10 protein-coding genes are annotated in these 14,254 nt (G+C 59.4%); 5 read left to right on the forward strand and 5 right to left on the reverse strand.

Translation table 11 applies throughout. From position 1 onward, the window contains the following. Positions 1 to 72 precede the first annotated feature (72 nt). The 3 genes from guaB to KUA23_RS24815 all read right to left on the reverse strand — a co-directional run bounded on the left by guaB (position 73) and on the right by KUA23_RS24815 (position 3,213). A complete protein-coding gene (gene guaB, locus KUA23_RS24805) occupies positions 73 to 1,542 on the reverse strand; it encodes an IMP dehydrogenase (protein WP_252993003.1) in 1,470 nt (489 codons plus the stop codon). A 217-nt stretch (positions 1,543 to 1,759) separates the two neighbouring features. Beyond that, positions 1,760 to 2,308, reverse strand: a complete 549-nt coding sequence (locus KUA23_RS24810) for a hypothetical protein (RefSeq protein WP_025859262.1) — start codon at positions 2,306 to 2,308, stop codon at positions 1,760 to 1,762. Between the two features lie 137 nt (positions 2,309 to 2,445). Continuing rightward, complete coding sequence (locus KUA23_RS24815; protein WP_252993004.1) at positions 2,446 to 3,213, reverse strand: sulfite exporter TauE/SafE family protein; 768 nt, start codon at positions 3,211 to 3,213, stop codon at positions 2,446 to 2,448. 99 nt (positions 3,214 to 3,312) lie between these two features. On the opposite strand from KUA23_RS24815, the gene KUA23_RS24820 reads away from it, so the two are divergent. The 5 genes from KUA23_RS24820 to leuA all read left to right on the forward strand — a co-directional run bounded on the left by KUA23_RS24820 (position 3,313) and on the right by leuA (position 12,086). Further along, positions 3,313 to 4,203: a LysR family transcriptional regulator gene (locus KUA23_RS24820; protein ID WP_252993005.1), complete on the forward strand. Its 891-nt coding sequence runs from the start codon at positions 3,313 to 3,315 to the stop codon at positions 4,201 to 4,203. 30 nt (positions 4,204 to 4,233) lie between these two features. Continuing rightward, positions 4,234 to 5,613, forward strand: a complete 1,380-nt coding sequence (xseA, locus tag KUA23_RS24825) for an exodeoxyribonuclease VII large subunit (RefSeq protein WP_078050094.1) — start codon at positions 4,234 to 4,236, stop codon at positions 5,611 to 5,613. A 3-nt stretch (positions 5,614 to 5,616) separates the two neighbouring features. After that, entirely contained in the window at positions 5,617 to 6,438 is an 822-nt protein-coding gene (locus KUA23_RS24830) for a M23 family metallopeptidase (RefSeq protein WP_252993006.1), read from the forward strand. 177 nt (positions 6,439 to 6,615) lie between these two features. Next, positions 6,616 to 10,041: a membrane-targeted effector domain-containing toxin gene (locus KUA23_RS24835; RefSeq protein WP_252993007.1), complete on the forward strand. Its 3,426-nt coding sequence runs from the start codon at positions 6,616 to 6,618 to the stop codon at positions 10,039 to 10,041. Between the two features lie 365 nt (positions 10,042 to 10,406). Further along, entirely contained in the window at positions 10,407 to 12,086 is a 1,680-nt protein-coding gene (gene leuA / locus KUA23_RS24840; RefSeq protein WP_010207924.1) for a 2-isopropylmalate synthase, read from the forward strand. A 164-nt stretch (positions 12,087 to 12,250) separates the two neighbouring features. On the opposite strand, the gene KUA23_RS24845 is transcribed toward leuA, so the two are convergent. Both KUA23_RS24845 and KUA23_RS24850 read right to left on the reverse strand, forming a co-directional pair. Continuing rightward, on the reverse strand, positions 12,251 to 13,042 hold the full coding sequence (locus KUA23_RS24845; RefSeq protein WP_099494232.1) for an amidohydrolase: 792 nt from the start codon (positions 13,040 to 13,042) through the stop codon (positions 12,251 to 12,253). Further along, positions 13,030 to 14,178, reverse strand: a complete 1,149-nt coding sequence (locus KUA23_RS24850) for a pyridoxal phosphate-dependent aminotransferase (RefSeq protein ID WP_252993008.1) — start codon at positions 14,176 to 14,178, stop codon at positions 13,030 to 13,032. Before KUA23_RS24850 ends, KUA23_RS24845 begins: the two co-directional genes overlap by 13 nt. Between the last annotated feature and the right edge of the window lie 76 nt (positions 14,179 to 14,254).

Consider the following 14,254-nt stretch of genomic DNA (forward strand, 5'->3'; position numbering starts at 1 on the left):
TCTCGTCTAATGAATCAGAAACAACTCGGGGCTGAAGAACAGCCCCGGTTACTTAACATTTTGCTGGAAGCCTCAACCTACACGGTAGTTTGGCGCTTCCTTGGTGATCTGCACGTCGTGGACATGGGATTCAGCCATGCCGGCGCCGGTGATCCGTACGAACTCTGGCTTGGTGCGCATTTCTTCGATGTCGGCGCTGCCGGTGTAGCCCATCGAGGAACGCAGGCCGCCCATCAGTTGATGGATGATCGCGCTCAGGGTGCCTTTGTACGGCACGCGGCCTTCGATGCCTTCCGGAACGAGCTTCTCGGCGCCTGCCGAGGAGTCCTGGAAGTAGCGGTCGGAAGAGCCTTGCGCCTGGGACATGGCGCCCAGCGAACCCATGCCACGGTAAGCCTTGTAGGAACGACCCTGGAACAGTTCGATCTCGCCTGGCGCTTCTTCAGTACCGGCAAACATCGAGCCCATCATCACGCAGGAAGCACCGGCCACGATGGCCTTGGACAGGTCACCGGAGAAACGGATGCCGCCGTCGGCGATCAACGGTACGCCGGTGCCTTCAAGGGCTGCGGCGACGTTGGCGATGGCGCTGATTTGCGGCACGCCGACACCGGCAACGATACGGGTGGTGCAGATCGAGCCCGGGCCGATACCGACCTTGACCGCATCCGCGCCCGCTTCGGCCAGGGCCTTGGCGGCAGCGCCGGTGGCGATGTTGCCGCCGATCACCTGTACTTCAGGGAAGTTCTGCTTGACCCAACGCACGCGGTCGATCACGCCTTTGGAGTGACCGTGGGCAGTGTCGACCACCACCACGTCAACACCGGCAGCGACCAGGGCCGAAACGCGGTCGCCGGTGTCTTTACCGGTACCGACCGCAGCGCCCACGCGCAGACGACCTTGGTCATCCTTGCTGGCCAGCGGGTAAGCCTTGGCTTTTTCGATGTCGTTGACGGTCATCATGCCTTTGAGGGCGAATTTCTCGTCGACGATCAGCACGCGCTCGATGCGGTGCTTGTGCAGCAGTTCGCGCACATCGTTCTTGTCGGCGCCTTCCTTGACCGTGACCAGACGCTCTTTAGGCGTCATCACTTCACGGACGGTGACTTCAAGACGGTTCTCGAAACGCACGTCACGGGAAGTGACGATGCCGACCAGGTCGCCATCGTGCAGTACCGGAACGCCGGAGATGTTGTGCAGGCGGGTCAGGTCGAACAGGTCGCGCACGGTGGCGTCGGCTTCGATGGTGATTGGATCTTTCACCACACCGGCTTCGTAACGCTTGACCTTGCGCACTTCGGCAGCTTGCTGCTCGATGGTCATGTTCTTGTGGATGATGCCGATGCCGCCTTCCTGGGCCATGGCGATGGCCAGACGGGCTTCGGTGACGGTGTCCATGGCAGCGGAAACCAGAGGAATATTCAGCTCGATGCCACGGGTTAGGCGGGTCTTGAGACTGACTTCGTTAGGAAGCACCTCGGAATAACCGGGCACGAGGAGAATGTCGTCGAATGTCAGAGCTTCTTGGCTGATACGCAGCATCGCGGGGGCTCCCGAGCGGGAAAATGGAAGCGCGCCATTATATACATGCACCCTGTCGGGCTCAATGTAAAACTCTGACAAACTTGGTAATACTGATAGATGGAGAAAAACAGCCACTGTAGGAGCCGGCTTGCAGGCGATGAAGTGTTTGAGCCTTGCGCTCGACCATCGGGCGCCATCGCCGGCAAGCCGAGCTCCAGAGTTGCACGGCGGTGGTTTAGAGTTCGACTTTGACCCAGCTCATTTTCTGATCGAGCCAATCGGCAAATTCATCGATAAAGCTCTGTTTGAAGCCCGCCTCCGCCCAGTTGTTGAAGATGAAACCCAGGTTGGAAAACCCGCATTCCTGCAGGAACAGGAAGCCGTTGATGTCGTCTTCATGCCCACACAGCGGGCAGGTGAAGTTGTCGGTGTGGCCGGGCATCCAGTCTTCCAGGCTTTCGAACAGTGCTTCGCCGACTTCCTTGAGGCACTCCGGGCAGCCGGCCTCTTCGAGAAAGCCCTTGGCCGGCGTGTAGATGCAGCGCTTGTAGATGATCTCCAGGCCGTTGATCGGCTCGTTGAACGGCAACGCCTCGGGGTGCAACACCACTGCACGGGCACCGTCGGCCAGGGCATAGCCCATGCGATTGCCGGTGCGGCCACAGGTGGTCAGCTCTTCCTTGATGATGTTCTTGCGCACCAGCCAGCGCACGATCGCCCGCGCGCGGGGTTCATGGACAGGCAAGGTGGAGATTTTCGGGACAAGGATGCTTTGGGAATTCATGGGAGTCCTGCGGTGTGGCCACTGGCGCCATCGCCGGCAAGCCTGGCTCCCACAGTTGATTGCAGTCCAATGTGGGAGCCGGGCTTGCCCGCGATGAGGCCCTGAAGGCTGGCAGCTTAATCCCTGCCCCACACAGGTCAAGTACTCAAATACCGCCCAATCAACGCAATCCCACTGGCCAACACCAACCACGTCACCAACCGCACAAACGCCTCACGCGACATACGCATCGTCAAACTGCGCCCACACCACAACCCCAGGGCCATCGCCGGCAACAGGCACAGCGCCAACATCAGCAGCGGCAGGTCCGCATACACCCCGGCAATCAGGAACAGGCTCAAGCGCACCACCGTGCTGCAACTGATCAACGCACTCTGGGTTGCACGCGCCGCCTCCTTGGGCAGGCGGCTGTTCAGGTAGATCGCATATAAAAAGCCACCACTGCCAAACAGCGCCCCGAACAACCCGCCCACCGTGCCCATCGGAATCGACCACCCCGCCGCCAGCTGCCCGGGCCGCGCCTTCACTGCCAGGCTGTAGATCGCGTAGGCGCTAATGAACAGCCCCATCAATAGCAGCAACAAATCCGAATGCAGATTGAGCAGAAACACCACACCCAGCGTGCAACCGATGGCCATGCACGGTAGCAATCGCAACAGCTCCGGTTTGTTCACGTCCCGCCGCGATTGCAGCAGGTTGCCAAACGCCGCGACAAAATCCAGCAACACCAGCAACGGGATGATCTTCGACAGCGGCATGAACAGGATGAGGATCGGCCCGGCGACCAGCGCGGTGCCGAAACCGGCGATGCCAAACACGACATAGGCGACCGCCACGCCCACACCGATCACCAGCCAATCCACACCACCAAACGACCACTGACTCAATAGCTCAAGCGGGCTCATGGGAAATTCCTTGTTAGAGATGGCCATCACTTTAGCCATCGGCGAGGGATGCGACTAATATCTTCAAAGCCCTCCACCCATCTCGAAAAGGCATGACGCGTGATCTCTACCCGCCAACTGCGCTACTTCGTCGAAATCGCCGACAGCGGCAGTTTCAGCGCCGCTGCCGAGCGCCTGTTTGTGGCGCAATCGGCCCTGAGCCGGCAGATCAAGGAGCTGGAAACCCAACTGCAAACCCCGTTGTTCGAACGCACCGCACGTCAACCACGCCTCACCGCTGCCGGCGAAGCCTTTTATCCGCGAGCCCGCAACCTGCTGAGCGAACTACTCAAGGCCAGCGAGATGGCGACTCAAGTGGGCAATGGCGAGCTCGGCACGCTGCGCTTGAGCCATTCAAGCACCGTGCCCATGAGCGGCCTGTTGCTGCAGGGTATCAGCACCTGGCTGGAGCGTTGCCCTGGGGTGTCGATGGATATCGCCAAACTGTCTTCCGAAGCGCAACTGGAAGAAATCGCCGACGGTCGCCTGGAAGTCGGGGTGTTGCGCTTGCCCGTGTTGCGCCAGCGCGAGGGCGTGCGAGTCGTGCCTCTATACAGCGAGCAACTGTTGTTGGCCGTGCCGCCGAATCATGCGCTGGCGCGCAGTCACATACCCATCGAGCTGGAGCAATTGCGCGACGAAGCGTTTATCTCGATCCCTCACCCCCAGCGTGGCGGCCTCAGTTATTTGTCAGCCGACTTGTGCATGCGTGCGGGATTTTTCCCCAAGGCTGCACGGGTGATGTCACGCAAGACCACCCAGTTGCAGTTGATCCAGGCCGGCTTCGGTATTGCCTTGTTACCAAAATCCATGCAGGACATTGCGCCAGCCAACGTGCACTTTTTGCCCCTGGCCGACCCGGACTGCCTTAGCACAGTGGCCCTGGCCTGCGCACAGGCGCCGAGCGCGCTGGTGGAGCAATTCTGCCAAACCTTGCGCGAATGCCTATAAACTGCCGACCATGATTAAAGATCGCCTCTCATGATTAAAGACCCGTTTGCCCGCCTGGGCCTGGACCGCGAAGTCCTGACTGTCAGCCAGCTCAACGGCCGCGCGCGGGTGTTGCTGGAAGACGTGTTCACCAATATCTGGGTTGAAGGCGAGATCTCCAACCTCGCCCGTCCGGCCTCTGGCCATGTGTACTTCACCCTCAAGGACAGCGGCGCACAGGTGCGTTGTGCACTGTTTCGCAACAATGCTGCGCGCGTGCGTCAGGCACTCAAAGATGGCCTGGCCGTGAAAGTGCGCGGCAAGGTCTCGTTGTTCGAGGGCCGTGGCGACTACCAGTTGATCCTCGATACCGTGGAGCCCGCCGGTGATGGAGCGCTGCGTCTCGCGTTCGATGCCCTGAAGGAAAAGCTCAGCGCCGAAGGCCTGTTCAGTGCCGAACGCAAAGTGCCGCTGCCAGCGCACCCTCGGCGCATTGGCATTATCAGCTCACCGACCGGTGCGGTGATCCGCGACATCATCAGCGTGTTCCGCCGTCGAGCGCCGAACATTGAACTGACACTGATCCCCACGGCCGTGCAGGGTCGCGAAGCCATCCCCCAGATTGTGCGGGCATTGAAACTGGCGGATGCGCGCGGCTTCGATGCACTGATCCTGGCCCGTGGCGGCGGCTCACTGGAAGACCTCTGGTGCTTCAACGAAGAAGCCGTGGCCCGAGCGGTGGATGCATGCATTACGCCGATCGTCAGTGCTGTCGGTCATGAAACCGATGTGTCGATCAGCGACTTCGTAGCGGACGTGCGCGCCCCTACCCCCTCCGCCGCGGCTGAATTGCTCGCGCCAGACGCCAGCCACCTGGTGCGCCAGGTCGAAAACCTGCACCGCCGCCTAGTGATGCTGATGCGCAACCGCCTGAGCCACGACCGCCTGCGCCTGGAAGGCATGGCCCGGCGCCTGCGTCACCCCGGCGAACGCCTGCGCCAACAGGCCCAGCGCCTGGATGACCTGGACATGCGCATGCGTCGCGCGTTTGAGCGCAGCCTCAATACCCGGCGCGAACGCCTGATTCGCTTGGAAACCCGCCTCGCCGGCCAGCACCCTGGGCGTCAACTGGCCCTGTTGCGCCAGCGCCTGGAGAGCCTCGCCGAACGCCTGCCCCGCGCCATGCGCGAAGGCCTCAAGGCCCGGCGCCTGCAACTGCAGAGCCAGGTGCAGACGCTGCAGGTGGTCAGCCCGCTGGCGACCTTGGGCCGCGGCTACAGCATCCTGCTGGACGAGCGCGGCCAAGCGATTCGCAATGCCGCGCAAACCCACACCGGCCAGCGCCTGACCGCGCGCCTCGGTGAAGGCCAATTGCAAGTGCGGGTGGAAGACAACCACCTGACACCCGTCACCCTTTCGTTATTGGATTGATTGATGCCACGTCTCTTTAGCCTGCTGATGTTGTTTTGCCTCGCCTTCAACGCCAACGCCGACAGCTACATCACCCGCACCTTGAACAAACCGGTGCCGGGTGGCGTTGCCGTGGTTGAGCTGGGCCCCGCAGCAGCGGCGCCAAAAGCCACCTATCAGGGCAAGCCGGTGCTGGTGGTGAAAGAGGCGGACAACTGGCTGGCGATTGTCGGTATTCCATTGACGGTCAAGCCAGGCAACGAACGCATCAGCAGCGGCGGGCGCAACCTGCCGTTTATCGTTGGCTACAAGAAGTACCCGGAACAACGCATCACCCTGAAAAACAAAAGTCAGGTAAACCCCGACCCGGCGCAGCTCAAGCGCATCGAAGCGGAGCTGGCGGTGCAGATTAAGGCCTACCGCAGTTTCAGCCCGAACCTGCCGAGCAACCTGGTGCTGGACAAGCCGGTGAACGGGCCGCTGTCGAGCAAGTTCGGTGTGCGTCGCTACTTCAACGGTGAAGAGCGCAACCCCCATTCAGGCCTGGACTTCGCCGTGCCGGCCGGTACCCCTATCAAGACCCCGGCGAACGGCAAGGTGATTCTGGTCGGCAACTATTTCTTCAACGGCAACACAGTATTTGTCGACCATGGCCAGGGCTTCATCAGCATGTTCTGCCACATGTCGAAGATCGACGTGAAAGTCGGCCAGCAACTGGCGCGCGGAGCCGTGGTGGGCAAGGTCGGTTCGACAGGCCGTGCGACCGGGCCGCACATGCACTGGAACGTCAGCCTGAACGACGCACGGGTCGACCCGACGATCTTTATCGGCGCATTTCAGCCCTGAAGCAGCACTTCCCGACAAACAACCCACAGTGCCGTTTTCAAAGGCACGCACGCAGGGCCAGATAACACCCAGTGACACAATCGCTGGAATCAAATGCTCGGTTTTCAGAACGTATAGGGTGCCACGGCTGACAGGGAGTGCCATGCAGCCATCATTCAACTTTTGAGAACCGAAAGCATGCAGCTATCTGCCACTCAAAGACGATCACCGCACGTTGAACAGGGAAATCAGTCCCCCGCTGAACCCCATATCAAATCACGCACGCTACCTGCCTCACAGCTCAAGTCCAGCGCAGCAACGAACCCCCATGAAACAGCATTGCTCAAGGCTTACCTTTCGGCCATACAGGGCCCCACGCTGGACACCCCCTCCGAAATTGTAAACGTGCCCCTGCAGAGCACGCTGGGCCAATGGCTAGCGCTGTATCGAGCACAAATAGAGCATCCTGTCGTTCAACGCTGGCTAAACGAGCAAAACATCGATCAGTCCGCCCTGCTTACCATCAACCCAACAACTGGTGCGTTAACAGCCCAGGTGGGCAAAGAAAAGAAACATTTCGCTCTCACGGACATGTCCGGATGGGGACAGGTCTCGGCTCCGCTCCTGGCAGCCGCCAGGGTCATCGCACCCGGCAACGTTGATGAGCTTCAGGTGCAATTCGGGACTGGCTCAATACACGTCAACATAGCAGTGGTCTCAAATTTCCAGGGCGAACCTCCCCCAAAGACCCTGGCCCAAACCCGGGCATTGATAAGGCGCCTGAACCAGAACCAAGCGTTTGACCCCATTCCCAACGACGACCGCCTACGCCCGGCCAGTAGCCGCTCGGCACAAGCCCTAGAACAGCACAAACAAAACGCCGCCAAGTTCTACATCAGCGCACCTCAAGCACTGACTTACAAGCGCCTGGCAATCGATGTGGCCAACACGCTGCCTGACGTACGGGCTGAAGCCAAGAAATGGGCAGAAAGCCTTATCTTCCAGTTGACCGGCAAGCACGTGGATTCCGACACGATTTACTTAAATCGGTTCAAGAGTTCAAGCACGCCGCTCAGCCAGGAAACCGCCACAGTGACCGGTTGGGAGCATCCAAATGAGGAACCCTATTCGTCACTGCGCCTACCGGACGCACTGTTGAAGAACTTCTCCGAGCATGACTGGGATCCTGGCAGCCTGGACCTGGAAGCCGGTCTCTACATGGACGGTTCCGGTAAAAGTCAAAAGGGTGGATACGGTTCTTACAACCAGTTCCCTCTGGCACCTTCCTCTGTGATGCACGCGAGTTGGAAAACCGACTTTCAGGCTCAGATGAGCAAAAAAATAGATACATTTTGGAAAGACCACCTGAATGACTATGAGGTAGCGCTCAAAGGAGAGTTCGTTTTTCAGGCCCGCAAGCAATTGAAAGCGTTTGAGCGCAAATCACCCGCAGAGCAAGCCCTTCAAGCGCCTGAGCATCGTTTCACCCGGGACGATTATCGAATGGTGATGGCAGCGGCGCCCCACTTGCCACTGGATGAAAATGCACCACTGACCGTCGAACAACTGGAGGCCAAGGCCCCCGTAAAAGGCAACGTTCAAGTCCATGCGCTAGATATCGGTGGTTTTCCGTCGAGCGATATTCTGCGATTTACCGATCTTGGCAACCACCAGCAAATTCTCTACATACCAGGCGCCGAACCGGCCTTTCTCAAGTTTGCCTCTGTCGAAGCGCTGGATCAGTGGATCGCAGAGCAGACCAAGAACGTAAAAAAAAGCCAGGCCCTGCTTGCCCACTTCCCACTGATCACCCGGCAGAACCACGAACCCAGCACTCTGGAATATATAGGGAGGACGCTCGCGCCAGAGGCCTCGTTGTTCCTGAAGTTATTCATTGGCTTGCCCAACAAGGTTGAGGGGCTCGACTCGATCTTCCAAAAACTGTCCACGGACAAACTGGAGCCCGGCGCAGCCGAGCACAGCTCGCTGCACAAAATCGAGGGAGATGCTTTTGCCAGCATCGCGAATGCAAGCAAAGTCCGCATGACCAGTGATGCCGATAGCGTCATCAAGTCTAATAGTGAGGTCACACGCGACACCTGGCTCAACGACGTGACCGTAGCTGCGGGCTTACTGGCCAAACTTGCGCCCATCGCCGCACCGGTTGCTGCCGCGGCGGTAGTGACAGGCTTGACGGAATTGACACTGGGCGCGGAAAAAGAATATTCCGGGGACACCGAGGCAGAACGCAAAGACGGAGCATCCAAGGCATTCGATGGTTTGCTCAATACACTGTTCGGTGTAGGCACAATGGCGCCACTGAAAGATTCGTTCATTTCTCCTGAAGAAAAACCACTTGCCCCGATACCAGGCGAAAGCCCTCGGATCGTCAAGCCGGAGGCAAACCGACTACGCCCCAGCCACGTAGGCAATATCAGCCAGTATGCAGTAGCCGACGGTGAGCAATTGATTGAAAACGCTCCGTGCAACGCGAAGGGCATCTATCAGGTCAAGGATGGAACAACTGGGGAGGATCACTGGTTCATCCGCTTTACCGACACGACCGGCGTTCGCCAGGTGTATGAGATCAAGGGCAATTTCAAACTCAGCAATGAGTATGTGCAGATCATTCAAAGAGAAACGGGCAAGCCCGTGATGACGGTGTATTCCACTGCCGAGGGAGAGTGGCGAGTAAATGAAATACTTGGGGGTAAGCGACATCGGGGCAGGACCTTACCCCCCGAGCACGACACTTACATGAATCGGATTCTCTCGGGCAATGCGGCCCATGACTTCAACGGTGATCCAGCCGTAACCGGGCAGATCCGGCGGTGGTTCAGACGCGACATGGACATTTACTACATCGATCTGGAAACGAATGGGATGCCGGCCCGTCCTTCGCTTCCCGTAATGACCATCAACAGTACACCGGAGTCGGCCATTCGACGCACGTTATCGCAACCCGGTGTGCGTGGGCTGGTACTGGGAGAAATACATGACGAACCTGCGGCGTATCAATTGGTCATTGATCAAATGCAGAAGTTCAAGGACAGCGGCGTCACCATTATTTACGTTGAAGGTGCACCCTTTATCCAGGGTTCGTCGAACATCGCCGACGCGGCGCTGCTCCCATCAGATGCACCCAATTTTGGTCAACACGTCTACAACCCGGACTACACGGGTGGACCTACGCTGGTAGACATCATCAATGAAGCAGACAAGCATGGGATAAAGGTCATTGGGCTTGAGCACCAGCAATTGACGTGGCGCACAGACAACCCGATGAAAATGAATTTGTTCACGCACCCACGGGGAGCGGAATTCCGACTGAAGGAGTTCAACTACCACGCAGCAAAGATCATCGAACAAACACCACCCGGCGAAAAATTCGTGGCCATCGTAGGGAAAGACCACATGAATACGTATGACGGTATCCCCGGCATCGCAGAGCAGACCGGCGGGGTAGGAATGTCCGTGACGCCCTCGCTCAAAGGCAGCTCCAGTATCGTAAGCCAGCCCCCTAATACACCTCCACCAACGCTGAAATTCCTGCGTGGCACCAGTATCCCCGAGCCTTACGGTGATATTCATGTGGATTACAATATCGACGCACTGACCTATTGACGCGGACGCGTTATCCGGGGCCCACAGCGCATACGCTGCGGGCCAACCGATTGCGCAAAGCCAGATCAGCAGCGCAACAAATCACCATAAATACAAAACAAACAACAACAAAAACCAATAAAACGGTAAAAATAGGAAATTATCTCAATTTTTTTTCGTAACTTGCCATCTTTCCCCCACACGGTTAGGGTTGAGCTTATGAAAACCTCTCACACCCTCATTCAGCTCCGCCAGCACCGCAGCCTGTGCCTTGTCAGCGCACGACTGCCAGGCTGAATCGATCTGCCTCGTCTTTACGTTTTATCCCTAAAAACAGTCATACGGCAGGCCGCCTTTTCTCGGCCCCTACAACAAAGGATTTCCCGATGAGCATGCTCAAAGACCCGTCTTCGAAGTACCGCGCGTTCCCGACCATCGATATTCCGGACCGCACCTGGCCATCGAAGACCATCACCGAAGCGCCGATCTGGTGCAGTTCCGACTTGCGTGATGGCAACCAGTCGCTGATCGAGCCGATGGACGCGGTGAAAAAGCTGCGTTTCTGGAAGACCCTGGTCGCCGTTGGCGTGAAGGAAATCGAAGCCTCGTTCCCGGCGGCATCGCAAACCGACTTCGACTTCGTGCGCACCCTGATCGAAGACAACCACATCCCCGAGGACACCACCATCCAGGTGCTGACCCAGGGCCGTGAAGACTTGATCGCCCGCACCTTTGAATCCCTGCGCGGGGCCAAGAAGGCCATCGTGCACTTGTACAACGCCACCTCCCCGTCCTTCCGCCGTATCGTGTTCAACCAGGACAAGGAAGGCATCAAGGCCATCGCGGTCAACGCGGCCAAGCTGTTCGTCAAATACGCCGCCCAGCAGCCGGAAACCCAGTGGACCTTTGAATACTCACCGGAGACCTTCAGCGCCACTGAGCTGGAGTTCGCCAAGGAAGTGTGTGACGCGGTGATCGAGGTGTGGAACCCGACGCCTGAGCACAAGATGATCCTCAACCTGCCGGCCACCGTGGAATGCGCCACGCCGAACATCTATGCCGACCAGATCGAGTGGTTCGGTCGCCATATCAACCGCCGTGACAGCGTGATCATCAGCCTGCACACCCACAACGACCGTGGCACCGGCGTGGCCGCCACCGAGCTGGGCCTGATGGCCGGCGCCGACCGTGTCGAAGGCTGCCTGTTCGGCAACGGCGAGCGTACCGGTAACGTCGACCTCGTCACCGTCGCGCTGAACATGTACACCCAGGGCCTCGACCCGCAGCTGGATTTCTCCGACATCGATGGCGTGCGCAAAGTCGTCGAAGAGTGCAACCAGATCCAGGTTCACCCGCGCCACCCTTACGTCGGTGACTTGGTGCATACCGCGTTCTCCGGCTCGCACCAGGATGCAATCCGCAAGGGCTTCTCCCAGCAGAAAGACGATGCGCTGTGGGAAGTGCCGTACTTGCCGATCGACCCGGCCGATATTGGCCGCAGCTACGAAGCGGTGATTCGCGTGAACAGCCAGTCGGGCAAGGGCGGCATCGCCTACCTGCTGGAGCAGGAGTACGACATCAGCTTGCCGCGTCGCATGCAGATCGAGTTCAGCCAGGTGGTACAGGCCGAAACCGACCGCGTCGGCCTGGAGATGACCGCACCGCAGATCTACGCTTTGCTGCAGCGTGAATACCTGCAAGCCAACACCCCGTACGCGTTGGTCAGCCATCGCCTGCAGGAAGAGAACGGCAACAGCTTTGTCGAGGTGGAAGTCTCGGGCAAGGGCCAGGGCGAAACCAACCTGCACTGGAAAGGCAAAGGCAACGGCGCGCTGGAAGCGCTGGTAGCGGGCCTGCCGATTGGCGTGGAGATCATGGACTACAACGAACATGCAATCGGTGCGGGCACCAACGCCAAGGCGGCCGCCTACATCGAGCTGCGCGTGAACGGCGAGCGCCCGGTGCATGGCGTGGGTATTGATGAAAACATCACCACCGCCAGCTTCAAGGCGCTGTTCAGCGCGCTGAACCGCTCGTTGAGCCAGCAGGAAGCAAAAGCGGCGTAAGCCGGTTCGTAGGAATGCAAAAGGCCCCTGGGTGAGAACTCAGGGGCATTTTTGTTGGCCTATCAGATTTGTGTTGCTTGTGAGGGCCTCATCGCGGGCAAGCCCGGCTCCCACAGGTAATTGCACCAAGTGTGGGAGCCGGGCTTGCCCGCGATGGCGGTGGTTCAGACAAACTGAAAGCTATCGGCATCCAGGTTGGCCGGGAACTTGGTGCGATATGCCGCCAATTCCGCCGCATCCAGGTTCACCTGGAACACCCCATCCGCCTCCCCCGCACTCAGCAGCGTCTCACCCTGAAAGTCCAGCACCTGGCTGTCCCCGGTGTAGGCAAACCCCTTACCATCCGTGCCCACGCGGTTCACCGCCGCCACGTAGCACAGGTTCTCGATGGCCCGTGCCGGCAGCAGTCGGTTCCAATGCAGGCGCCGCGCACCCGGCCAGTTGGCGGTGTACAGCAGCAGGTCAGTGTCCTGAGCATCGCGACTCCACACCGGGAAGCGCAGGTCGTAGCAAATCAATGGGCGTATACGCCAGCCCTTCAACTCGAACTGCACCTGGCGTTCGCCGGGGGTGTAGTGGTCGTGCTCGCCAGCCATGCGGAACAGGTGGCGCTTGTCGTAATGCAGCACCTCGCCGTCCGGTCGTGCCCACAGCAGGCGATTGCGGTGGCTGCCGTCGGCGGCGTGGATGATCACACTGCCAGTGATCACCGCGTTGTACTTCGCCGCCTGGGCCTGGAGCCAGCGATGGGTCGGGCCGTTCTCGGGCTCTGCGAGGGTTTGCGACTCCATCGAGAAACCGGTGGTGAACATCTCCGGCAGTACGATCAGGTCGGCACCTTTGGCCTGCTCCAACAGCAGCTCGAAATGATCGAGGTTGGCTTGGCGGTCGTGCCAGGCCAGGCTGGTCTGGACCAGGGCGAGAGTCAGGTTCGGCAGTGCACTCAGATCACGCATAGTTTTTCCGCCGCTTGTTGCAGCGTTTCCTCGCGTTTGGCAAAGCACAGGCGCACCAGGCGCTGGCCTTGGGGTGGGGTTTGGTAGAACACCGAGACCGGAATGGTGGCCACGCCGTGTTCGCGGGTCATCCAGAGAGACATGGCGACGTCATCCAGGTCCGGGCGGATCTGTGAGTAATCCACCAGCTGAAAGTAGGTGCCAGTCACACGGGTAAAGCTGAAACGGGACGGAGCAAGCAAATCGCAGAACAGGTCGCGCTTGACCTGATAGAACGCCGGCAGCTCCTCGACGTGTTCCGGGTGTTCGGCCATGAAGTCGGCCAACGCATACTGCAGCGGGGTTACGCCGCAGAAGTTGACGTATTGATGCACCTTGCGCAGTTCGGCGCTGAGGGCCGGCGGCGCGACAACGTAGCCGGTTTTCCAGCCGGTGACGTGGTAGGTCTTGCCGAACGAGCTGACCACGAAAGCGCGCTGGTACAACTCTTCATGGGCCAGCACGCTGACGTGGGGCACGCCGTCGAAGACCAGGTGCTCGTAGACTTCATCGCTGACCAGGTAGATATCACGGTCGCGGATCAGTTCGGCCAATTGGTCCAGTTCGGCGCGGCTGATCAGCGCGCCAGTCGGGTTGTGGGGGGAGTTGAGGATGATCATGCGCGTGCGCGGTGACAGCGCGGCCTTGATCTTCTCGAAGTCGAGGGCAAAGCCGTCCAGGCTCAGTTGCACATGCACGCAGCGACCGCCGGCCAGTTCCACTGAGGGCTCGTAGCTGTCGTAGCTGGGGTCGAACACGATGACTTCATCGCCGTTGCGAATCACCGCCTGGATCGCACAGAAGATCGCCTCGGTGGCGCCAGGGGTGATGGTCACCTCGCTGTCGGCATTCACCGTGGCGCCATAACTGCGGGCGATCTTGGCCGCCACCTGCTGACGCAGCACCGGTAGGCCGGTCATGGGCGCATATTGGTTGTGACCGAGGGCGATATGTTTGCCCACCGCATCGAGCAAACCCTGGGGGCCATTGAAGTCCGGAAAGCCCTGGGACAGGTTGAGTGCGCCGGTTTCGGCTGCGAGTTGCGACATGGTGGTGAAAATGGTCGTGCCGACATTCGGCAGCTTGCTGGTGATCATCGGAGGCCCCTGCAGGTGAGCCTCAAGTTTTAAGCTGCCGGCCGCACCGGGTCAAGGCACAAACGGTCGCGCACAA

Source organism: Pseudomonas pergaminensis (assembly GCF_024112395.2).
Lineage (GTDB): Bacteria > Pseudomonadota > Gammaproteobacteria > Pseudomonadales > Pseudomonadaceae > Aquipseudomonas > Aquipseudomonas pergaminensis.